The following is a 21,355-nucleotide window of genomic DNA, read 5'->3' on the forward strand; positions in this document are numbered from 1 at the left end:
TCCGTGCCATAGCCGCCGCCATGGCTCTTTCGTCCGTGCTGCTGACCACCGGCTGCGGTCCGTCCGGCGGGAGCGCCGGGGACGCGAAGGCCGCCGCGGGCGAGCCCGCGGGCTTCCCGGTCACCATCGACAACTGCGGTGTGAGGACGACGTACGACGAGCCGCCGTCGCGGGCGGTCACCATCCACCAGCACCCGGCGGAGCTCATGCTCGCCCTCGGTCTGGAGGACCGTATGATCGGCACGGCCTTCCCCGACTCCGCCGTCCTGCCCGAGCTGAAGAAAAACTACGAGGCGATCCCCGAACTGGCGGAGAGGGAACCGTCGTTCGAGAAGGTCCTGGACGCCGGACCCGACTTCGTCTACGGCGGCTACGGCAGCGCATTCGCCGAGAACGAGGGCCGCTCCCGCGAGGCGTTCGCCGCCGTCGGCATCGACACCCACCTCAACCGTGAGTACTGCGGCAGGAAGCGGGTGACGATGAAGGACACCTACGACGAGATCCGCACCATCGGCGAGATCTTCGGCGTCCCCGGCCGGGCCGGCGAACTGGTCGCGGACCTGGAGGACCGCGTCGGCAAGGCCGCCGCCAAGGCCGGGGGCGGGCCCAGGATTCCCGTCTTCGTCTACGACAGCGGCGACAAGAGCGCCTTCACCGCAGGCGGCAGGAGCCTGGGTACCGAGCTGATCCGGCTGGCCGGGGGCGAGAACGTCTTCGCCGGCCTCGACGACGTCTTCGGCGATGTCTCCTGGGAGCAGGTCGTCGAACGCAAGCCGGAGGCCATCGTCATCTACGACTACGCGGGCGCCGGAAGCGTGGAGGAGAAGAAGGAGTTCCTGCTCTCCCGGCCCGCGCTCGCCGACGTACCCGCCGTCAGGAACAAGCGGTTCGTCGTTCTGCCGTTGACCGCTACCCTGGTCGGCGTCCGTTCGGCCTACGCGGTCGAGGACCTGGCTCGCGGACTGCACCCCGCGAGCTTCCGGTGACCCGGGCGGCCGCCACCGGTACGTCCGTCGAGCGGACGGTCCAGCGGCAGAAGGCCGGCGCGTCAGGGCCGGGCCGTGCGAGGCCGGCCGTCACGCTGCTCGTACTCGCCGTCCTGCTCGTCGTCTCCGCCACGGCGGGCCTCGCCATCGGCTCCGTCCGGGTGCCGCCCGGCCAGGTGTGGGACATCGTGACGCACGCGCTGGGCGCCGGCTGGCGGCAGCCGGACTGGCCGCGGGCCCGGGAGACCATCGTGATGGACGTGCGGGCGCCGCGGGTGCTGCTCGGTGCGGTCACCGGCGCAGGCCTCGCGGTGATCGGCACCGCGCTGCAGGCCCTGGTGCGCAACCCGCTCGCCGAGCCGTACCTGCTGGGCGTCTCCTCCGGGGCGTCCCTCGGCGCGGTCTCCGTGATCGTGTTCGGGGTCACCCTCTTCGGGCCGGTCTCCCTGTCGGTGGCCGCCTTCGTGGGCGCCCTGGGCGCGCTCCTGCTCGTGTACGCCACCGCCCGCACCGGCGGACGTATCACCTCGGCACGGCTGGTGCTGTCCGGGGTGGCGGTCGCGGCGGTGCTCACCGCGGTCCTCGATCTGCTGCTGCTCACCACCGGCCGGGGCAACGAGGCCCGCGCGGTCCTCGCCTGGACCCTGGGCGGCCTCGGCGGGGTCGACTGGGGCACCCTGTGGCTGCCGAGCACGGCTCTGCTGTTCGGTATCGGCGTCCTCATGGTGCAGGCGCGCAACCTGAATCTGCTGCTGGCCGGCGAGGAGGCGGCCACCACGATGGGGCTGGACGTGGGCCGGTTCCGTGCCCGCCTGTTCGTCGTGCTCTCCCTCGTCACGGGAGTGCTGGTCGCGGCGGCCGGGCCGATCGGCTTCGTCGGGCTGATGATGCCGCACATCGTGCGCCTGTTCGTCGGCGGGGACCACCGCCGGGTACTGCCGACGGCGGCGCTCGGCGGTGCGGTCTTCCTCATCTGGGCCGACATCGCCGCGCGGACGATCGCCGCGCCGATGGAAATACCCGTCGGCGTGCTCACGGCCCTGTGCGGCGGGCCGTTCTTCCTGTGGCTGATGCGCCGGGACGCCCGGCGCGGCACCGACCGAGGAGTGGCATGACCGCGACCGAACTGAGCATCGACGGCGTCACGCTCACCGCCGGAGCCCGTCACCTGGTGCGCGACGTCTCCCTGACCGCCCGTCCGGGCGAGACCATCGGGCTCGTGGGCCCCAACGGCAGCGGCAAGTCCAGTCTCCTGCGCACCGTCTACCGCGTCCTGCGCCCGGACACCGGTCGGGTACGCGTCGACGGAGGCGACGCCTGGTCACTGCCGGTACGGCAACTGGCCCGCACCGTGGCGGCGGTGGTCCAGGACTCGGCGGCCGACTTCGACCTCGCCGTCCGCGAGGTCGTCGCCATGGGCCGCACCCCGCACAAACGGCTTCTGTCCGGTGACACCCCCGAGGACACCGGGTTCATCGACTCCGCGCTCCTGGCGGTCGACGCCGTCCACCTGGCCGACCGCCCCTTCGACCGGCTCTCCGGCGGCGAACGCCAGCGCGTCCTCATCGCGCGTGCTCTCGCCCAGCGGCCCACCCTCCTCGTCCTCGACGAACCCACCAACCATCTCGACATCCGGCACCAGCTGTCCGTGCTCGGCACCCTGCGCCGCCTGCCCACGACCGTGCTGCTCGCCCTGCACGACCTCAACCTGGCCGCCTACTACTGCGACCGCCTCTACGTCCTGCACGACGGCGCGGTCACCGCCTCCGGTCCTCCCGCCGAGGTCCTCACCCCGCACCTCCTGGCCGAGGTCTACGGAGTGGCGGCGGAAGTCGCCACCCATCCGTGCACGGGAGCGCCACAGGTGACGTTCCTCCCCGAAGGGCCACGCGTCTGAAGCGCTCCGGCGGCGGCCCCGGCGCCGATGCCACCGTCCTCTGTAGAGTCGGCGCGGTCCTCAGGGCCCTCTGACCGTCCTCACCCGTGGAGACCCCCGTGCCCGACCAGCCACCGCTCCCGTCGGAACCCGGCGGCGATCCCGGTCCGGAAGAGATCCTGCGCGTGCACGCGGCACCCCGCGACCGGACGGTGGACGACCACATGTTCGACGCCGGAAGCGACGCCTGGGGGTCCCCCTGCAGCTTCCGGCTCCAGCTCTTCACCGCTCCGGGCCACCGGCCGGTCGCGGTGGCGACGCAGACCTACGACGAGGGCACCAGCCTGACGAACGCGGCCGAGCGCTACGCCTCCCGCGTATGGGAGCTGTATTTCCCGGACGCCCCGCAACCGCCACTCTGGATCCAGCGCCAGGTGGACCCTGCGGCCCCCGGGCCGGACGGCGGATACGAGATGGTGGTCTTCCACATGGACAGCCGTTCCGAGCTCCGCGCGGCCGGGTGGGTGCCGCTTCGCGCACAGCAGCTCACCGCGCTGGTCGGCGCACCGGTGGACGGCACCCGCGGCGAGGGCTACGCCCCTCGCCCCGAGCCGCCCGAGGAGCAGTTGCGATACGAGATCGTGGCGGTCACCGACCTGCCCGAACCGGACCCGTTCCGGGAGGCCTGCATGGTGTCCGGTTCGCGTGATCAGCCCCACGGGCGCACTTCCTGCTGCTGGTACCACCAGCAGGACTGGGCCGGCGTCAGCGAGCTGGCGATCGGACTGATCGAGCGGGCGAGGCGTGAGGGGAGGCCGGACCGTGAGATCGCCGAGCAGCACATGACGCTCGCCAGGGAACTCGGTACCGGCGACCAGGACCTCATGGCCCTCAACTCCATGCTCGAACCGGGCCTGGGGATCGCCCCCGCGGGCGACTCCTACACCAACGGCAACCACCGGTCACGGGCGATGAAGGACGCGAAGGTCGCGCGTACCGTCGTGGTCACCTGGCTGACGCCCGAGCCCGAGTAGTACAGCCTTCAAAGAGCGACTGGAGTCTGCCGTCACCGCGAGCAGGGGCCGATGGCCGCGCGGACACGACACCACCGCGGAGCGCGAGGCCGCCCTCGACGCCGGGCAGAGGCCGGCCCTCACACGGCGTGCTCCCACGCGCCGGGGTGGATTCCGTTGCGGAGCCGCGCCGATCGGCCGCGGGACACCTTTCCGGGGTGCTCCTTGGACGTGGTCACGATGCGCCGGCGGATGGTGGCGGTCTCCGCAGGGGCCGTTGCGTGGCCGGGAGGGGTGAGGCCGCCGATCTGAGAGACGGCCCGGTGGGGGACGTCCGCATCGCTCTGCCGGGGGTGGGTGAACGAGACTTCGCGGTGGCGGCGTGGGAAGGCGGCTTCGGGTACCCCGACCGTTTCCGCAGCAGCCGGCGGGCCCGGAAACGGCTCGGCCGCCCCGGCCCCGTCGAGTTCGAGGAGAAGTGCTACGCCGGCCTGGCGACGGCCGGACAAACGAACCTGATCACCCGTCAAACCGCCCCGGCCGACTGGTCAGCACCTCCCGCACACCGGGGGCCTCGGTCAGCCGGAGAGTCACACAGCTCGGACGATACATGCCACGGCCACCACGCATGCCATGCCCGCCGCCAGAAACACCGGGACCGCCACTGTCATATAGACGGCGTTGGGAATGAGCGCGCGAACCGGCCAGACGTCAGCCACCTTTGGATCCTGCGGCAGGTAGACGATCTCCACCTCGCTCCCCTTTTCCGGCAGTACGCCCTTCCACGCACGGGCGACCATGTGATTCGTCACGCCAGACGGGTCCGCGAATGCCACGACGACCCCGTTGCCGTAGCGGCTGCTTGTGTATCCGACACACCTGCCCCGAGTACGCGCTCCCCTGGTGCCGAGTCGTACTTTGGCGACGAAAATCTCCAGCAGCGCCCGAAGGGCTACGTACATGAGGAAGGAGAGCCCGGAGAGTGCCACTACGGCCACAAACGCCAGCGCATGCGCCATATCGAACTCTCCCGAGATGTGGATGACCTCGTGCAGGAGACGGGAAGTATCCCTGGCCCGCACCGGTGGAACATACCGAGGGGCTTGTCGGCAGCGAAGAAGGCAGCACTTCTCCGGGGGACGAAGTGTATCGAGTCCTGTCCACGTCTCCGCGTGGAGGGCGACGGGGAGGGAGCGGTGAGGTCGCGCGGACTGGCGGACTGCTTCCGGCCGAGACCGTCCGCGAGCCCGGGCTGGACCGGACTGTCGGGGGTGCTTGCACCGTGGTGTCGGCTGCCGGCAGTGCACGATCCGGGGAAGACCGCCGCCGGGCCCGGGATCAGCGGGTCCGCCGCCCGTGCCCGTACCGACGCGCTCCTCGATCCGCTCGCCGCCCGTGCGCCGGGGCCGCTGAGGGTGCCGCGCGACCACGAACCGGGCTTCGTCCTGCCCGCGCTCTCGGAGAAGCACCGCGTGTCCGGTTCCCGGTCAGGCCGCCCAGCGGCGGAGTTCCTTCTTGTCGGGCTTGCCCGCGTCCGTCAGCGGCAGCGCCTCCACGAACTCGATGAGGTCGGGTACGTAGAGTTCCCCACGCCTGTCACGGACCAGGGCGCGCAGGTCCTCCGCGGTGGTGGTGCTGCCGGGCGCGAGGACGACGGTGGCGTGGACGCGTTCGATGCGGCCCTGGTCGCGGACCCCGTAGACGGCGCTGTGGCGCACGTCGGGATGGGTATGGAGGAATTCCTCCAGTTCGGTGGTGTACACATGGCCGCCGACCACGGCGATCATGTCCTTGATGCGGTCGACGACGGTGAGGTATCCCTCGGCGTCAAGGCGGCCGAGGTCGCCGGTGTGCAGCCACCCGTCCGGTTCGAGAACCTCGGCGGTCAGCTCGGGGTCCTTCCAGTAGCCATCCATCACCTGGGGGCCCCGGACACAGATCTCGCCGACCTCTCCGTGGGGGAGCACTGTGCCGCTCTCGGTCCGGATCTCGACCTCGACGCCCGGTATGACGCGGCCCGCGGTACGCAGGACGTCGAGCCGGTCGGGGTCGTGTTCTCCTGCGGGCAGCACGCTGACGGCGCCGGCCTCGAACTGCCCGTAACTCTGCTGCAGGACACGTCCGAAGCGGCGGACGGCCTCGGCGATGCGGACCGGGGAGGACTGGCAGCTGCCGTACGTGATCCGCCGCATGCTGGAGGTGTCGGTGGTCTCGATGTCCGGGTGGTCGAGGACCTGGTAGAGGTGCGGGGGCAGCAGGAGTACGTGGGTGATCTCCTCGCGTGCGATCGTCGCGAGGACCTCACCCGCGTCGAAACCGTCGTGCAGGACGACCGTGCCGCCGCTCGCGAGGGTGGTGTCGGCGAGGAACCCTCCGGCGTGGGAGAGCGGGGTGCACACCAGGTCGCGGCGGACCTCATCGGACAACTCCCGCATCAGGCCCGTGTTCCGCATTCGGGCGAACGTGCTCCGCACCCCCTTGGGATGCCCGGTGGTGCCACCGGAGTGCCTGATCATGCACAGGTCCTCGGGACGGGCCTGGCTCTCCACCGGGGTCTCCGGCTGCGGCGCGGCGAGCGCGAGCAAGTCCTCGCCGCCGGTGGGCGCATCAGCAGGAACCGGCCCGAGCACCAACACCCGTTCAACCGGTACGAGTTCGGTGATCTGCGTGGCGCGGGCGGCCAGTCGGGGGTCGACGACGAGCGCGTACGTCTCCACATCGGCGACGATCTTCGCCTGCACGTCCGCGCCGAGCCTGTTGTAGAGGTGATTGCAGTGCGCGCCCAGCAGGTTCACCGCGTACCGGACCGCAATGGTCTCCGGCAGGTTCCCGCACAACAGGGTCACCCCTCTGCCCGGACCCACACCACGCTCTTTCAGCGCCCGCGCCAGCCGGTACACCAGGGAGCGGAACTCGGTCGCTCCGATGCGCCGTTCACCACGCTCACCTGCGACGAGGATTTCGCGGCCGGGTGTGTTGCGGAGGCCGTCGAGAATGTCTTCCACGTAGTTGCGGAACGCGGGGGTTACCGGGGTGGGCATATGGCCTTCTCTCCTGCGGGTGCGGGCGTGCTCTCCAGGGGGCTGCTCGGGACCTGCGCGCCCCTGCGGTCCGGGGCGCTGTCGAGTACAGCCGGGAATGCGCGGTCGATCAAGACCAGGCAGGTGGAGGCGTTCGCGCGACAAGCGGCTTCTGTCCGATCACGCCGCTATGTCAGCCCCGGATCGTTGGTCCGCCTCTGACGCACGCGTTCCGATGAAGCGCGACGGATCGTAGCGGCCGGTCCCGGTTCGCGAAGCCGGGGACCCGGCTCCGCCCTTGTGTTGCCCCCGCCCCGACAACATCACCGGATACCTCGTTCACAACGCATCACTTCACCGGCTTCGGCGCCTTCCGCCCGAAGCCCGGATTCCGGCGTCCGCGCGGGAACCAGTGCTCACCCGACCCGGGGTGCCCCGTGCCCGTCGGGCGGGAGGGCCCACCGGCCGGCGGTGAGTGCCTGGGCCGGTGGCGCGAGCCGGAAGGCCGTGAGCCCCGTCGCCGCTGAACCCGGCTCGCGGTTACAGCACCGTCATCTCGTGTCGCGGTGCCCGAAACACGTGCGCGCCAGACTCTCCGCATCGCGCATCCGGTTCCCCGGTCGAGGTGCCTCCCGGTCCGGGGACCGGCTGCCAGCTCACGACGTCTGCGGCAGCAAGGCCGTGGCGACCGTGCCCGACCGGGGCCGTGGCCCAGGCCGGTGGAAGCGCCGGGGGCGGTGACCGCGCTTCGTTCACCCGCTCGCGCGGTCGGCGTCGTAGGGGTCGGCCGTGTGGCTTTCCACAGGGAGAACCACGTTGAACACGCACACCGAGAGCACGCCCGCGTCCCCCGCTCCCAGCGGCACCGCCGCCGTGACCGCCGAGGCCGAACTGGCCAGGGAGCGGGAGATGGGCGCCGGTAACGGCGGGACGGCCGAGCGCGAGATCCGGGTCATCGACCTCGGCGACTTCGACGACCGGCGTTCCGAGATCGCCGGCCAACTGTGGGATGCGGCCACGGAGATCGGCTTCTTCCAGCTGAGCGGTCACGGCATCGACCGGCACGAGACCGACGCCGCCTTCGCAGCCGCCCGCGCCTACTTCGCGCTCCCGGCCGAGGTGAAGGCGGGGCAGGCCCTGCGGCCGGGGAGCAACGCGGGCTGGGAGTACCGCAGCCAGGTCCGGCCGTCGACCGGCACCCCGGACGAGAAAGAGTCCTTCCAGCTCACCCGCCCGCGCATGGCCGGCATGTGGCCCCGGGAGTCCGAACTCGCCGGTTTCCGGGCCACCCTGCTCTCCTTCGAGGCCCGCTGTCACGACCTGGCCATGCGCGTCCTGGGCTGCTTCGCCGACCGGCTCGGCCTGCCCGAGGGGTTCTTCGCCGCACGGCACGACCCGTCGGCCCCGGACCACCAGTCCACCCTGCGCCTGCTGCACTACTACGCGACGAGCCGTGAGGCAGCGGTCCGCGCCATGGCCGAAAACTCCTGGCGTGCCGGGGCCCACACCGACTTCGACTGCCTCACCCTGCTCTTCCAGCGCGAAGGCCAGGAAGGGCTGCAGGTCTGCCCGGGTCGCGAGGCCGGGGAGCGCCGCTGGACCCCGGTCCCGGCCCGTTCGTCCCTGATCACCTGCAACATCGGGGACATGCTGGCGCGCTGGAGCGGCGACCGGCTGCCGTCCAACTTCCACCGGGTCGCCCCGCCGCACCCGGACGGCGATCTCGGCCCGCGCTACTCGATCGCCTATTTCGCGCAGGCCGACGGAAGCGCCCTCATCGCGGACCCGGACGGCGTCCACGCGCCCGTCACCGCAGCGGACTACCTGCGGCAGCGCATCGCAGCGAACTTCGCGGGCTGACGGCTCCTCCTGCCGCGGGTCGCCACCCGCGGCAGGAGGCCCGGGGCGGTCCGCCCCGAACCGCCCCGGGCGGGCCCACGACCGCGCGGGACTCCGCGCCCGGCTCCGGCCGGCTCCCGCGCACCGCTCCGCCGGTGGCGGCCCCCGTCTCCCGGCCTCCCCGCCTCCGGGCCCTCCCCAGCCTGCGCTCCCCGCTCCGCTCTCCCTCCCACCGCCCTCCCGTCACGAGGAGCTCCGCCATGCCGTACCCGCCCCTTGGCGCGTCCACCGCACCCCGCGACTGCGACCTGCTGCTCACCGGCGGCCACGTCCTGACGCCCGATCCCGAGGACACCGGCCGCACGGTCACCTACGAGGACGGCGCGGTCGCCGTCGATGCCGGGCGGATCGTGGCCGTCGGCTCCGCGGCAACACTGCGGCGCGCGTTCCGCGCCCGCCGTGACATCGACTGCACCGGCAGGGCCGTACTGCCGGGCTTCACCGACGCGCACACCCACCTGTTCCAGTCACTCGCCCGCGGTCTGGGCGACGGCATGGCGATCTGGCCGTGGCTGCGCACGTTCATGTGGCCGTACGCCATCGCCGTCACCCCGCAGGACGCCCGGGTCGCCGTCCGGCTCGGAGCGGCGGAGGCCGCTCGGGCGGGCATCACGACCGTCGTCGACCACCATTACGCGCCGACGGACACGGAGACGGTCCTCGCGGTGGCCGACGCCATCGAGGAGACCGGACTGCGCGGCGCGGTGGCCCGGGGCATGCTCGGCGACCGTACGGCCGTCGCGGAGTCCCGCGGCCTGCCGACCGCCCTGTACCGGTACTCCACCGCCGAGGAGCTGAGGATCACCGCCGAGTGTCTGGCTTCCCGCCCGGCCGGCTCCCGTGTCCAGGTCTGGCCCGCCCCCCTCAACCTGTCCTACGGCGACCCGGACCTGGTTCACGGCGCCGTCGAACAGGCCCGCGGGGCCGGCGTCCGCTGGCACACGCACTGCAGCGAAGGGGCGAAGGACCCCGAGAGCTACCTCGACGCCTACGGCATCCGTCCGGTCGCCTGGCTGGAGAAGGAGGGCTTGCTCGACACGCGCGCGACCCTCGCCCACGCCGTCTGGCTCGACGAGGAGGAGATCGCCGCGGTCGGCGCACGCCGTGCGAGCGTGGCCCACAACCCGGTCTCCAACGCCTCTCTGGCCTCGGGATCGATGCCGCTGGCCGCGTTGCGCGCCGCAGGGGCGACCGTCGCCCTCGGCACGGACGGCCCGTGCGCGGGCGGCAGGCAGGACATGTTCGAGGTGATGAAGCAGATGCTGTTCACACAGCGCCTGGCCACCCTCGACCCGGCGTCGGTGCGCTGCGAGGACGCGCTGACCGCCGCGACGCTCGGCGGCGCACGCTCCACCGGGGCGGCGCCGGGCGCCGGCCTCGTCGCACGGGGTGCGCCGGCCGACCTGGCCATCGTCGACGTGTCGGGCACGGCCCGCCACGCCCCCCTGAACCGCCTCGGCGCGCATCTCGTCCACACCGCGCAGTCCTCCGACGTCGTGATGACGATCGTCGCGGGCGAGGTGGTCTTCGAGGACGGCCGGTGCACCCGGATCGACGAGGAAGAGCTGTACGCCCACGCGCGGGAGCACGCGGCCGCGCTCACGCGTCGCGCCGACATCACGGACCACACCTTCCAGGGAGTTTCCCCATGCTGACGACGGACACCGGCAGGACGACATGCCCGAGGCCCTCCGACCCGGTCGAGGAGGTCCCGCCCCTCTGGCGCCTCGGGCTGCTCGGCCTGCAGCACGTCCTCGCGTTCTACGCGGGCGCGGTGGTGATGCCCCTGCTCGTGGCCCAGGGCATCGGCCTGCCGCCCGACGAGGTGGCTCGCCTGGTCAACTCCTCGCTCCTCGCGTGCGGTGTCGCGACACTGCTCCAGGCCGTGGGCCTGCCCGGCATCGGCATCCGGCTGCCGGTCGTCCAGGGCATGTCGACCGCCGCCGTGCCCTCCCTGGTCTCCGTCGGGCTCGCGGCGGGCGGCGCGACGGCCGGCCTGCCGACGGTCTTCGGCGCGGTGATCGCCGCCGGCCTGGCGCTGTTCCTCGTCGCACCGGTGTTCTCGCGCCTCGTACGGTTCTTCCCGCCGCTGGTCACCGGAACGATCGTGACGGTCGTCGGGATCTCCCTGATGACGGTGGCGGCCCGCCAGGTGGGTGGAGGCGACCCCTCGTCCCCCACCTTCGGCACCCCGGGCCACCTCGGGCTGGCGGGCGTCACCCTGGCGGTGATCCTGCTGTTGACGAAGGTGGCGCGCGGCTTCGTCGCGACCCTGGCCGTCCTGCTCGGCCTGGCCGCAGGGACGACGGTGGCGGCGACCGCCGGGAGGACGGACTTCTCCGGTATCGGCGAGGCCGGCTGGTTCGGGATGACGGCACCGTTCCACTACGGCGTGCCCCGCTTCGACCTGCTCGCCGTCCTGGCCGTGGTGCTGGTCATGGTGATCATCGCGGTGGAGTCGATCGGACAGTTCTTCGCGATCGGCGAGATCACCGGCCGCGAGGTCGAGGGCCCGGACATCACCCGCGCCCTGCGCGCCGACGGGATCGCGACCGTGCTCGGGGGGCTTCTGAACTCCTTCCCGACCACGGTGTACTCGCAGAACATCGGCCTGCTCCAGCTCACCCGGGTGAAGTCTCGCTGGATCGTCGCCGGGTCCGGTGTGATCATGCTGGTGCTCGGTCTGGTGCCCAAGGTGGGGGCGGTCGTCTCGGCCATGCCGGCGCCGGTCCTCGGCGGGGCGACGATCGTGCTCTTCTCGACCATCGCGGTGGTCGGGGTGCGCATCCTCGGTCAGGCCGACCTCACCGACTCCCGCAACACGATCCTGGTCGCCACCAGTCTGGGCGTCGGTTTCCTGCCCACCGCGTTCCCGCAGTTCGCCGAGCACATGCCGACCCGCCAGCTACGGGCGCTCTTCGAGAGCGGGATCATGCTCGGCACCCTCACCGCCGTCGTGCTCAACCTGTTCTTTCACCACCTCGGTCGGCGCCGCCCCGGCCCGGCGGCGCCGACGCCTCCTGCGGACGCCGGGCCGGTCCGCGCGCCCGCCTCGCCGGCCGCCGAGGACCCGGCCGGCAGCGAGGAGGCGACCGTCGGCACCGCTCGCCGGTAACGCTCGGCGGGCACGGGCGGGTCCCTGGCCGGGGACGCGGTTCCGGGACGGGGCGGAACCGGCCGCCGGGCACCGCGCCGGCGGGCTTCAGCCTCCTGCCAGGGCCTTGTTACCTCGCGAGCAGAGTCCGCAGAGGGTTCTGCTCATGATCAGGCGACAGGTCCAGCAGCCAGGAGTGCCCACCGAAGCCGGCCCCCTTGCACGACGGAGCGCTGGCACCGCGCTTCGACGACGGTCCCGCCGCCGGCACGGTGGGCCTGGAGGAGGCGCTGCGCGGGCGGCGGCACGAGGTCGCGACCGGCGTGTCCATGGGGGCGAGAACGCGTACTTCGGTTCCCTGCGGCCGTACGCGGCCACCACCCTGTCGGGCTTCCCCCTGCTGGCCGCCCGCTTGGGGCCCGCTGAGGAAGTGACCGGCATAGCGAAGGACCGCGACGCCCCCGCGGTCATCGGCGAGGCGTCATCGGCCTGTCCGATCCATGTCCGGACCAAGGACGGCGACAGCCCGCAGGGCAAGGAGTGGGCCGTGCGCGCCTTCGGCGAGCAGGGGCCCGAGCTCGCCGAAGGGCTGGTGGCCACAGTCCGGGCCTGGGACCGTCACATCCGCGCCGACGACAACGACGAGCACGCCGATCCCCTTCTGACGGTCTTCCCGGCCCGTACGCCCGACGATGCGCTGCCCGTCGGCGATGTCCTGGACAAGCCGCACTGCCGTCTGGTGTTCCGGTGGCCAGGGCGTGACGTGGTGCTGCCCGGGGCCGTTGGGTTTTCTGCCGCCGATGTCGTGGTGAGGGGGTGTGACGGTGGAACGGGCCGTGCGGCAAGCGGTGTTCGTCGCCCCGGCGGAGCACGACGAGCTCGACCGGATGCGTCGCGCGCACACGACCGCCGCGAAGCGGTTCCGGGTGTCCGCGTCGGGACCGGAGGTGTGGGGGTGGCGGGGCCGCGCCCTGGGGCGGCGGGCCGGGGACCGCGGGCACCGACCTGTCCGTCCACACCCACGAGCACCTGGCCGCCGTCGCCACCGAACTCAACGGACGCCCACGCAAAACACTCGGCTGGGAAACCCCAGCCGAGCGTCTGCATGAACTACTCGCCGCCTGACACAGGCGACCACGTGTTGCGACGATCCCTAGAATCCGCCGTTCGCCGGCCGGGGCTACGACTCCGACACGTACCGCCGTCTCATCCGGGCTCGCGACATCACACCCAAGACCGCCCGACGTGGTGCCCCGCACGGCTCCGGCCCGGGCAGGACCCGATGGGTTGTCGAGCGGACCCTTGCCCGGCTCCACCAGTTCAAACGGCTCCGCATCCGCTACGGGACACGCGCCGGCCTTCACCTGGGACTCCTCCAACCCGCCTGCGGCATCAGCTGCTTGAGACGGCTCAGAACCTCATTCCGAAACGATCAGTCAGGCGACGCGGGTGTCGTAGGTCTCGCGGTTGGCAAGCACATCGTCCATGTGCGTCTCGGCCCAGGCCTTGAGGCCCCGCATCATCTCGTACAGCGACAGGCCGAGATCGGTCAGCTCGTAGGAGACCGTGACCGGCACGGTCGGCACCACAGTGCGGGACACCAGGCCGTCGCGCTCCAGGGAGCGCAGCGTCTGGGTGAGCATCTTCTGGCTGACGCCGGCCAGCAGGCGCTGCAGTTCCGAGTAGCGCATCGCCCGGGGCGCGCCGGCGCAGTCGGCGCCGGGTTGGTGCGCGCTGTCGCTGCCGAGCGCGGCCAGGATCAGCGTGACCCATTTGTTGGAGATCCGGTCGAGCAGCTTGCGGCTGGGGCAGGCCGCCACGAAGGCGTCGTACTCCACCTTGGCCTGTGCTCTCTGCTGGGCTGCCGTCATCGTCGCCATGGACCGTTCCTCTCACCTGTGGGCGCCTTACGCACTTCGAGGTGCCTACTTCCCGACTAGAAGCTACGCACCAATAGTGGTGCAAGGCGCCGTCAGGCACCACTCCCCGGCTTAACACGAAAGGCACACCATGGGCACCCCCTCCGTCTCGCTTCCCGGCGGCACCTGGACCCTGGGCGACCTGACCGTCACCCGGTTCGGCTACGGCGCCATGCAGCTCGCCGGCCCCTGGGTCATGGGTCCGCCTGCCGACCGCGAGGGCGCACTCGCCGTTCTCCGCGAGGCCGTCGGCCTCGGCATCACGCACATCGACACCGCCGACGCCTACGGGCCGCGCATCACCAACCAGCTGATCCGTGAGGCGCTGCACCCATACTCCGACTCGCTGCACATCGTGACCAAGGTCGGGGCGACCCGCGACGAGGAGGGAGGCTGGCCCCCGGCACGCAAGCCTGAAGAGTTGCGCCGGGCCGTCACCGAGAACCTGGAGAACCTCGGCCTCGACACGCTGGACGTGGTCAACCTCCGGCTCGGCGACGCCCAGGGCCCTGTGCCCGGTTCGCTCGCTGAGGCGTTCGGGGCGCTCGTCGGCCTCCAGCGGCAGGGCCTCATCCGGCACCTCGGCGTGAGCAACGCGACGGCGGAACAGGTCTCCGAGGCATGCTCGATCGCGCCGATCGTGTGCGTGCAGAACATGTACAACCTCGCCCACCGCCACGACGACGACCTGATCGACGAGCTCGCAGAGCAGGGCATCGCCTACGTGCCCTTCTTCCCCCTCGGCGGCTTCAGCCCGCTGCAGTCCTCGGCGCTCACGGCCGTAGCCACCCGGTTGGACGCGACGCCCATGTCGGTCGCCCTGGCCTGGCTCCTGCAGCGGTCGCCGAACATCCTGCTGATCCCCGGCACCTCATCGGTGGCACACCTGCGCGAGAACGCCGCCGGCGCGGGACTCCCGCTGTCCGACGACGATCTCGCCGAGCTCGACAAGATCGGCCGCTGACCCTACGGCGCTCACCAGCGGCTGTCCGAGACCACGGCCCGTCTCCGAAGGCCGGTCCTGGAACCGGCAGCCCGTGAGCGAGCGGTGGGGTGCTGAGGTGACCGCGACGGGTGCCGGCCGGGCCGGCACCCACCGCGGTCGTGTCCCACCGAGTGGTGTAGCGGCGGTCGCCTCTCGTGACTCGTCTGCACCAACCTGCAGATCAGCGAGGGCCTCGACCGATGCCTTGATCGCATTACTACACCACTCCGCAGGACGTGACCTCAGCTCGGCAGGGCCCGAGCCGGCTCGGTGGTCATGCCGGGCGCAGGGGCTCGGGCAGAGTGAGCGCCGAATGAGCCGGTTCTCCCTCTGCCGGGGGCATGCCGCTGAGGCTGCGCAGCCTGTCGTTTCGCTGTTCCAGGGCCTGGGCCGTGGTGGGGAAGAGAGTGGCGCCGCCCTGGCCGACCAGCCCCTGGTTCAGGGCCACGAACTCCCGGGTGCCGCGTTCGTAGGCGGTGAAGCCCGCGCCGTACCCCTGATGCGCGAGGCAGCCGGCGAGCATGTACGCGCCGACGAGGGCAAGGCTGGTGCCCTGTCCGGTGAGGAACGAGGGCGCGTACGCGGCGTCGCCGACCAGTGCCACCCTGCCGCTGGACCAGCGGGGCATGCGGATCTGGCTGACCCCGTCGAAGAACAGGTCCTCCGCCTCGCGCAGGGCGGCCAGCATGCCCGGAACCTCCCATCCCGCGTCGGCGAAGGCCTCCGCGACCAGGTCACGTCGGCCCTGCGGGTCCCGGAACACGTCCCTGGGCGGCTCCGCCCGGGCGAAGTTCAAAAAGGCGTGCACCTCGGCGTCGTCCCCCGTGGCGTAGAGTGCCGCGGCCCTCCCCGGGGCGTTCCACATCACGGCCTCGTGGGAGAGCCCGAGGGTGTTGCGCATGGTGAACACGGCGAAGCAGTAGCCGAGGTAGCGGTGGAACTGCTCTTCGGGGCCGAACAGCATCTCCCGTGTGCGCGAGTGCATGCCGTCCGCGCCGAACACCATGTCGAACGTCCGGCTGCCGCCCCCGCGGAAGGTGACGGCGACACCGTGGCCGCTCTGGTCGAGGGTGTCGATGGAGTCGTTGAACAGGAACTCCACGTCGTCACGGACCGCCGTGTACAGCGCTTCCGTCAGGTCCCCGCGCCGTACCTCCAGGTCCTGTCCAGCGACGCCGCCGGTGACGGCATGCGGGTGCAGGGAGCTCACCTCGCTGCCGTCCGAGTCGAGGAAGGTCAGCCGCCGCAGGTCGATGTGCGCGTCTCGCAGCCGCGGCAGGATTCCCATCCTCCGGACGACTTCCAGTGCGGTGCCGCGCACGTCGACGGGATAGCCGCCCCCGCGTATGGTGGGCGCCTTCTCCACGACCGTGACCGCGTACCCGTATCGGTTCAGCCAGAACGCGAGGGCGGGCCCCGCGATGCTGGCCCCGGAGATCAGGACCTTGCGCCTCGACGTGCTACGGACATCCGTCAGCTGTTCGGTGAGGATCATTCCTTGACTCCCTTGGGCATGGTGCGAGTGACGAACAGAGCCAGCGACGTGACGACGCCGGCTATGACGAAGCCGGTGACGTAAGCCGATTCGGCCGCGACCTCCGACCCGGAAGGGGTCGCGGCGGTGAGGAGCGCACCACCGAGCTGCCCGCCCACGGCGTAGCCCAGTACGCGGCTCACCAGGATCAGGCTGGTGGCGATGCCGGTGTCCTTGGCATCGACGTCCGTAGCGGTGCTGGTCATCATCGCCGTCACGCACAGGCCGTTGGCCAGCGCGATCAGCGCCTTGCCGATGACGAGGTGCCAGACCTCGGTGTGCACGGACGCCAGAAACACCAGGGAGACGGCCATCATGACGACCCCGGTGCTGACCACGGCACGCGAGCCGAAACGCCGGTCCCCGATTCCGCCGAGCGGCCCGGCCAGCGTCGCGGTGACGGCGCCGGGCAGCAGGAAGAAGCCGATCTCGGTGGCGCCGGCGCTGAATCCGTACCCGTCGCCGCGTTCGTCGAGCAGCTGCGGAACGAGATAGACCGCCATCGAGGTCCCGAGGCAGATCACGAACGTCAGCACACACGCCTTCCAGATCGCGGGCCGTACCAGCATGCGCAGATCGATCACCGGAGAGGCCGCACGCCGTTCGACGGACACCCAAGCGGTGACGAAGACGGCCAGAAGCACGACAAGGGTGCCGAGCACGAGTGGTTGCGAGGCTGCTTCGGGCGCCAGCGCGAGTACGAGCATGAGCGTGACCAGCGTCCCGCTCAGGAGCAGCAGGCCGGGCCAGTCGATGCCCGCGTCGTCCGGCCCGCCCGGCGGGTCGTCCGGCATGAGCCTGTTGACGAGCAGGGTGGCCCCGATGACCGCGATCGTGGGCAACGCGAACATCCAGTGCCGGGAGAGCTCCTCCGCCACCGGCCCGGCCGACAGCATGCCGACCATCCCTCCCCCGACGAAGAGTCCGCTGACCACCCCGATGGCGACCTTCGACTCTCCCGGGAGCAGGTGTTTGCGCACGACGATGAACGAGAGGGGAAGCGCGCCCACCATCGCCCCTTGCAGAACCTGCCCGAGCAGCAGCACGGGCAGGTTCGGGGCCAGGGCGGACACCGTGCCGCCGACCGCGACGACCGCCATCAGCCGGATCAGGACCCGTTTCCCGCCGTAGCGGTCGCCGAACTTGCCTGCCAGCGGCGTGATGAGCGCCCCGGTGATGAGGAGCACGATGCTGAGCAGCGCCCCTTCGGACTGGCTCATGTCCAGTTCGCGTTCCAGGAGGGGGATCGTTGGTGAGACCACCGACTCCAGAGCGCCGGTGGACAGTGCCAGTAACCCAAGGGCTCCGACAGCGGCCTTCCTGATGGGGGCCGGGGGAGCCAGGGTTGTGGTCATGAGTGTCCTTTCCGTCGTTGCCGGGTGAGGAAGGGGGCAGCGGGCGGCGCGCACGGCATGCGGCACAGCCGCACTGCGGCGCGTGCCGAACGGGCGCAAGGGCCACCGCTGCACGGTGCGTGCTGCTCCGCGACCCGAGAGACGGGAGCCGCGGGATGGGAGCCGGGCACGGGCGCGTATGCGATGCCGGCTGCCGCCCCGGAGGGGCTAGGACCAGCGGCGCAGCGCGGCCCGGGCCGGCAGCGTGACCGCGAGCAGGGTCAGCCCGCCGACGGCGGCCGCGAAGGATCCGTGCACCAGCGGGGGCACGTACGGCATGTCACCGGTCACGCCGCCCATCATCGGGATCAGCGTGGCCGCGGCGATCGCGGAGCCGAGGACCGCGGCCATGGTGTTGTTCATCCAGGTGCCCAGCTTCGCGTCGCGGTTCTGCTCGGTGGCGTAGCCGGAGGCGTCGGTGATCTCGCCCAGGGCGGTGAGCTCGTTCCCGCTCATGCCGGTGATCTCCGTGCCGCCGAGGTACACGGATCCCGCCGTCGGCCGGTCGAGCCCGGCCGCGCACTGCAGGAAGGTGGACCTGCCGGACCCGGACGGCCCCATGACCGCGGTGAACGTGCCGCGCGGGAGGGCGAGGTCGATGCCCGCCAGGGCGTGCACCGTGCCCGCCCCGCGGCCGTACTGCCGCCGGACGTCGCGCGGTTCGACGGCGGGACCGGGCGTGGCGACCGGGATCTCGGGCCGGTCACCCGCCTCCGGCCGGCCGTCCGCCCTCTGCCGCTTGCCTCTGCGTGGCCTCATGTCCCGTCTCCCTCTCACATGCGCTTCCCGTGACGGGTGAAGAGTGCGGGACCGGCTGCGCGCCAGGCGTCATACCGGGGAGCCGATGTGGGGGTGATACCGCGGTAGGGGGAGGGGCGTGCGGTCCTACTCGCCCGGAGCGACCAGCCCCGACTCGTAGGCGAAGACCATCGCCTGGGCACGGTCGCACAGGTCAAACTTGGTCAGGACGCGGCTGACGTACGCCTTCACCGTCTGCTCGGCCAGCACCAGCGTCTGCGCGATCTCCCGTTCGACTGCCCGCGGGCCACCAGCGTGAGGATCTCGGTCTCGCGTTCCATGAGGCCCTTGAGCCGCAGCGCGGGCTTGCCCTGGGCTGTGCGGGACGCTGCTCGGCGAAGTCCGCGATGAGGCGGCGCGTCACGGAAGGAGCGAGCAGCGCGTCGCCCGAGGCCACGGCGCGGACCTCCGCGATGAGGTCGGCCGGCGGCGCGTCCTTGAGCAGAAAGCCGCTCGCGCCCGCCCGGAGCGCCTCGTGGACGTAGTCGTCGACGTCGAAGGTCGTGAGCGTCAATACGCGCGGCCGGTACTCCCCCACTGAGCCTTTTCCGATCTCGTATTGAGGCGTGGTGGAGGACGAGGACTGCTTTCACGATGTCGGTGATCCGGCTGGTGCTGCAGCGGAGCTTTCGCAGGAGGCGCCAGCCCTTCAGCACGGCCAGGACCTGCTCGCCGACGCAGCGGATCTTGGCGTGACCGCTGTGGTGCCGTCGCTTCCAACGCTTGAGCCGACGGCCCCGGAAGGGGACTCGGATGTGCCGGCCGGCGCCTTGGTATGCCTTGTACGCCCAGCACTTCAGGCCCGCGGTGGCGAGCGCGTCGACGATGCCACGGCTTCGGGCCGCGGTCAGGTCGCAAGTGGCTCCGGGCAGGGCTGGTGACGCCCAGAGCCGTCGGCCGAACGGGTCGGTGAGGACCTGGACGTTCATGCCGTGCCGCTTGTGTTTTCCCGAGTAGCAGGGGGCGTCGGCGGCGATCCGGCCGATCGGCAACAGCGTGCCGTCCAGGATCACGAACGCTTTCGTCCGGGCCGTCTCCATCGCCGTGGCCAGAGTCGGTGCGCGAGCGGCAAGGACTTCGATGGCCTCGCGTATGTACCGGTAGACGGCCGCGATGCCGATTCCGAACCCAGCGGCGAGCCGGGCGCAGGTGCCGCCGCACCGAAGGCGGGCCAAGGCGAGCAGGGCCTGACGGCCGGCGGGCAGACGTCGCCACCGCGTACCGATCTCCCGTTGCCGAACTGCCAGCCGCTCGGTCAGGCGCCGCAGGGTTCTGCTGGACAGATCGATCGAGGACGGGCAGACAAGCACGCGAAGCTCCTGGCGACACGGGTGATCTTGGTCGAGAACCCGTCTACCAGGAGCTTCGTCGTTTCGTACAGCCCACACCGACCAACACCACAGCCTCACCGTCAGGTTGAAAAGGGCTCGGTACGGATCGCCTGCTGCCGCGCGGTCATGCCGTTCACGAGCTGTCTTCTTCGTCTCCGAAAGAGGAAGGGGGCGTCGGAGAGAAGGGGCGGTATTCGGTATATGAGCGCAGGCTGAGCTGTTCCACCCACCTGTCTCCGGCAATGGCGTAGGCGAGCACCGGATACTGCCATGTCCGCAGGTCCGCCAGGGTTTCACGGAGGGCCCAACGCGTCCACAGTTGGATGGGGTCCTGCTGGTGGTCTTCTTCATCGACTTCGTCGTGGCGGAGCAGTTCGACCACAAGGTCGCTAAGTGGCATCACCTGTCGGCCTCCGACCAGCGACTGGAAGATGCTGTCCACATGGACTTCCGTCCTGCACGAGCCGAGGGATTCCAGCCAGTCGGTTTCGAAGAATACCTGGCTGGAGCCGCTGGCCAGCCCTCGGTAGGCGTGCTCGCGGGCCAGGATCGTGCTCCGGAGCGCTGTCGCCCTCGGCAGGGCCATTCCGGCGACTCCTTCCAGAGCGAGGATCTTGGGGGCGATGATCTGGTCCGGGGCTGGTCGTATCGCTTGGGTCAGGTCGATGCGCGCACCGTCAAAGAGACCGACGGCGTAGTAGGGGAGCGGGTGGCCGGCATCGATGAGCCTGCTGCCTTGGATCGCCGCCGCGGTGTTGTAGACGTCGATGGTCTTGGGGTCGCCTTGGAGGAAACGGGGCAGCAGGTGGCCTCCGTCGGGCGGGATCAAGTCGCGTGCCGCGGAAAGGACAGGGGCGTCGCTGCCCACAAGTTCCAGGCCTCGGCGCAGGCATTGCCGGAAGTAGTCCAGCAGGCTTCCCTCTGATCCGGGTTCCGGCATGAGGTGGCGGAGCCGACGCAGCGCCGGCTCATGGTCCTGGGAGCGGGCCAGGGTGCGCAGGACAGCTGCCTCGTGTTTGGCGATGATGTCACGCAGCCCGGTGGCCGCGGTCCGCATGGGGATGGCGGCGATCGCCTGGTCGGGCCCGGCCAGACTCCACATACCATGCTTTTGAGAGGTCTCGCGGATGAGTCGCTCGACGGTCGTGGAGCGGTGCTTGGCCAGCACGGCAAGCGGCACTCGTTGGTCCAGTGCCGTGTAGTTGGCGCGCGACAGATTCGCGAAGAGCAGCCCGTCGGGACAGAAGGCGGCCAGCGGGCGGCAGTTGGTCCATCCCTTCTTGCTCAGTATTTCCTTGCGGATGGAGCGGAAGTCCTGCCTTTCCTCCTTCCCGCGGGCGACTCCTGCGTTGTCGATGTCGTCGATGACGTAGGTCCCGGCACCGCGGAACGCGAAAGCGATTGCCAGCGCAATCGTCCATGGGCTCTGGTACAGGGCGAGTGGAGGGACCGTTGAAGGTGCCACGTCGACTAACTGCATGCCTGGAAGAGTCCCTGACCCAGAAG

At 71.0% G+C, this 21,355-nt stretch carries 15 protein-coding genes and 4 pseudogenes; 10 read left to right on the plus strand and 9 right to left on the minus strand.

What is annotated here, in order from left to right; all coding sequences use genetic code 11:
• Positions 1 to 20: 20 nt before the first annotated feature.
• The 4 genes from CP967_RS00305 to CP967_RS00320 all read left to right on the plus strand — a co-directional run bounded on the left by CP967_RS00305 (position 21) and on the right by CP967_RS00320 (position 3,896).
• Positions 21 to 986 carry an ABC transporter substrate-binding protein gene (locus CP967_RS00305; RefSeq protein ID WP_150491615.1) on the plus strand — a complete coding sequence of 322 codons (966 nt, stop codon included), beginning with the start codon at positions 21 to 23 and terminating at the stop codon, positions 984 to 986.
• Positions 983 to 2,101 (plus strand): FecCD family ABC transporter permease, encoded by a 1,119-nt coding sequence (locus CP967_RS00310; RefSeq protein ID WP_150485971.1) that lies wholly within the window; start codon positions 983 to 985, stop codon positions 2,099 to 2,101. Before CP967_RS00305 ends, CP967_RS00310 begins: the two co-directional genes overlap by 4 nt.
• On the plus strand, positions 2,098 to 2,883 hold the full coding sequence (locus tag CP967_RS00315; RefSeq protein ID WP_150485972.1) for an ABC transporter ATP-binding protein: 786 nt from the start codon (positions 2,098 to 2,100) through the stop codon (positions 2,881 to 2,883). Before CP967_RS00310 ends, CP967_RS00315 begins: the two co-directional genes overlap by 4 nt.
• 98 nt (positions 2,884 to 2,981) lie before the next feature.
• On the plus strand, positions 2,982 to 3,896 hold the full coding sequence (locus CP967_RS00320) for a hypothetical protein (protein ID WP_150485973.1): 915 nt from the start codon (positions 2,982 to 2,984) through the stop codon (positions 3,894 to 3,896).
• A gap of 569 nt (positions 3,897 to 4,465) precedes the next feature.
• Here the strand turns inward: CP967_RS00320 and CP967_RS00325 are convergent.
• Complete coding sequence (locus tag CP967_RS00325; protein ID WP_150485974.1) at positions 4,466 to 4,957, minus strand: hypothetical protein; 492 nt, start codon at positions 4,955 to 4,957, stop codon at positions 4,466 to 4,468.
• Between the two features lie 405 nt (positions 4,958 to 5,362).
• The gene (locus tag CP967_RS00330) at positions 5,363 to 6,916 is read right to left on the minus strand and encodes an AMP-binding protein (RefSeq protein WP_150485975.1); all 1,554 of its coding nucleotides are present in this window, start codon (positions 6,914 to 6,916) and stop codon (positions 5,363 to 5,365) included.
• A gap of 795 nt (positions 6,917 to 7,711) precedes the next feature.
• Here CP967_RS00330 and CP967_RS00335 point away from each other — a divergent pair.
• From CP967_RS00335 to CP967_RS34400, 5 genes and pseudogenes are all read left to right on the plus strand, one after another.
• Positions 7,712 to 8,755 carry a 2-oxoglutarate and iron-dependent oxygenase domain-containing protein gene (locus CP967_RS00335; protein WP_229888422.1) on the plus strand — a complete coding sequence of 348 codons (1,044 nt, stop codon included), beginning with the start codon at positions 7,712 to 7,714 and terminating at the stop codon, positions 8,753 to 8,755.
• 239 nt (positions 8,756 to 8,994) lie between these two features.
• Entirely contained in the window at positions 8,995 to 10,449 is a 1,455-nt protein-coding gene (locus tag CP967_RS00340; protein WP_150485976.1) for an amidohydrolase family protein, read from the plus strand.
• The gene (locus CP967_RS00345; protein WP_150485977.1) at positions 10,443 to 11,909 is read left to right on the plus strand and encodes a nucleobase:cation symporter-2 family protein; all 1,467 of its coding nucleotides are present in this window, start codon (positions 10,443 to 10,445) and stop codon (positions 11,907 to 11,909) included. Before CP967_RS00340 ends, CP967_RS00345 begins: the two co-directional genes overlap by 7 nt.
• Before the next feature lie 975 nt (positions 11,910 to 12,884).
• Positions 12,885 to 13,013: pseudogene (locus CP967_RS00355) on the plus strand (IS30 family transposase); the annotation flags it as partial.
• A gap of 41 nt (positions 13,014 to 13,054) precedes the next feature.
• A pseudogene (locus CP967_RS34400) lies at positions 13,055 to 13,306 on the plus strand (IS5/IS1182 family transposase); the annotation flags it as partial.
• A gap of 18 nt (positions 13,307 to 13,324) precedes the next feature.
• Here the strand turns inward: CP967_RS34400 and CP967_RS00360 are convergent.
• Entirely contained in the window at positions 13,325 to 13,768 is a 444-nt protein-coding gene (locus CP967_RS00360; RefSeq protein ID WP_150485978.1) for a winged helix-turn-helix transcriptional regulator, read from the minus strand.
• A gap of 130 nt (positions 13,769 to 13,898) precedes the next feature.
• On the opposite strand from CP967_RS00360, the gene CP967_RS00365 reads away from it, so the two are divergent.
• Positions 13,899 to 14,771 (plus strand): aldo/keto reductase family oxidoreductase, encoded by an 873-nt coding sequence (locus CP967_RS00365; RefSeq protein ID WP_150485979.1) that lies wholly within the window; start codon positions 13,899 to 13,901, stop codon positions 14,769 to 14,771.
• Between the two features lie 295 nt (positions 14,772 to 15,066).
• On the opposite strand, the gene CP967_RS00375 is transcribed toward CP967_RS00365, so the two are convergent.
• The 6 genes and pseudogenes from CP967_RS00375 to CP967_RS00400 form a co-directional block, all read right to left on the minus strand.
• The gene (locus tag CP967_RS00375; RefSeq protein ID WP_150485981.1) at positions 15,067 to 16,287 is read right to left on the minus strand and encodes an FAD-dependent monooxygenase; all 1,221 of its coding nucleotides are present in this window, start codon (positions 16,285 to 16,287) and stop codon (positions 15,067 to 15,069) included.
• The gene (locus CP967_RS00380) at positions 16,284 to 17,681 is read right to left on the minus strand and encodes an MFS transporter (RefSeq protein ID WP_150485982.1); all 1,398 of its coding nucleotides are present in this window, start codon (positions 17,679 to 17,681) and stop codon (positions 16,284 to 16,286) included. The genes CP967_RS00375 and CP967_RS00380 overlap by 4 nt, the downstream gene beginning before the upstream one ends.
• Positions 17,682 to 17,888: 207 nt before the next feature.
• Positions 17,889 to 18,479: an ATP-binding cassette domain-containing protein gene (locus tag CP967_RS34405; protein WP_150485983.1), complete on the minus strand. Its 591-nt coding sequence runs from the start codon at positions 18,477 to 18,479 to the stop codon at positions 17,889 to 17,891.
• 126 nt (positions 18,480 to 18,605) lie between these two features.
• Positions 18,606 to 19,047, minus strand: a pseudogene (locus CP967_RS00390) (LuxR C-terminal-related transcriptional regulator); the annotation flags it as partial.
• A gap of 31 nt (positions 19,048 to 19,078) precedes the next feature.
• A pseudogene (locus CP967_RS00395) lies at positions 19,079 to 19,828 on the minus strand (transposase family protein); the annotation flags it as partial.
• A gap of 154 nt (positions 19,829 to 19,982) precedes the next feature.
• A complete protein-coding gene (locus CP967_RS00400; RefSeq protein WP_150485984.1) occupies positions 19,983 to 21,329 on the minus strand; it encodes a hypothetical protein in 1,347 nt (448 codons plus the stop codon).
• Positions 21,330 to 21,355 lie beyond the last annotated feature (26 nt).

This window comes from Streptomyces nitrosporeus, assembly GCF_008704555.1.
Classification (GTDB): Bacteria; Actinomycetota; Actinomycetes; order Streptomycetales; family Streptomycetaceae; genus Streptomyces; species Streptomyces nitrosporeus.

Bases quoted from the DNA above. Each gene is read 5' to 3' on its own strand.
- CP967_RS00305 (WP_150491615.1), top strand. From the start codon at position 21: ATGGCTCTTTCGTCCGTGCTGCTGACCACCGGCTGCGGTCCGTCCGGC.
- CP967_RS00315 (WP_150485972.1), top strand. From the start codon at position 2,098: ATGACCGCGACCGAACTGAGCATCGACGGCGTCACGCTCACCGCCGGA.
- CP967_RS00330 (WP_150485975.1), bottom strand. From the start codon at position 6,916: ATGCCCACCCCGGTAACCCCCGCGTTCCGCAACTACGTGGAAGACATT.
- CP967_RS00340 (WP_150485976.1), top strand. From the start codon at position 8,995: ATGCCGTACCCGCCCCTTGGCGCGTCCACCGCACCCCGCGACTGCGAC.
- CP967_RS00345 (WP_150485977.1), top strand. From the start codon at position 10,443: ATGCTGACGACGGACACCGGCAGGACGACATGCCCGAGGCCCTCCGAC.
- CP967_RS00360 (WP_150485978.1), bottom strand. From the start codon at position 13,768: ATGGCGACGATGACGGCAGCCCAGCAGAGAGCACAGGCCAAGGTGGAG.
- CP967_RS00365 (WP_150485979.1), top strand. From the start codon at position 13,899: ATGGGCACCCCCTCCGTCTCGCTTCCCGGCGGCACCTGGACCCTGGGC.
- CP967_RS00375 (WP_150485981.1), bottom strand. From the start codon at position 16,287: ATGATCCTCACCGAACAGCTGACGGATGTCCGTAGCACGTCGAGGCGC.
- CP967_RS00380 (WP_150485982.1), bottom strand. From the start codon at position 17,681: ATGACCACAACCCTGGCTCCCCCGGCCCCCATCAGGAAGGCCGCTGTC.
- CP967_RS34405 (WP_150485983.1), bottom strand. From the start codon at position 18,479: ATGAGGCCACGCAGAGGCAAGCGGCAGAGGGCGGACGGCCGGCCGGAG.
- CP967_RS00400 (WP_150485984.1), bottom strand. From the start codon at position 21,329: ATGCAGTTAGTCGACGTGGCACCTTCAACGGTCCCTCCACTCGCCCTG.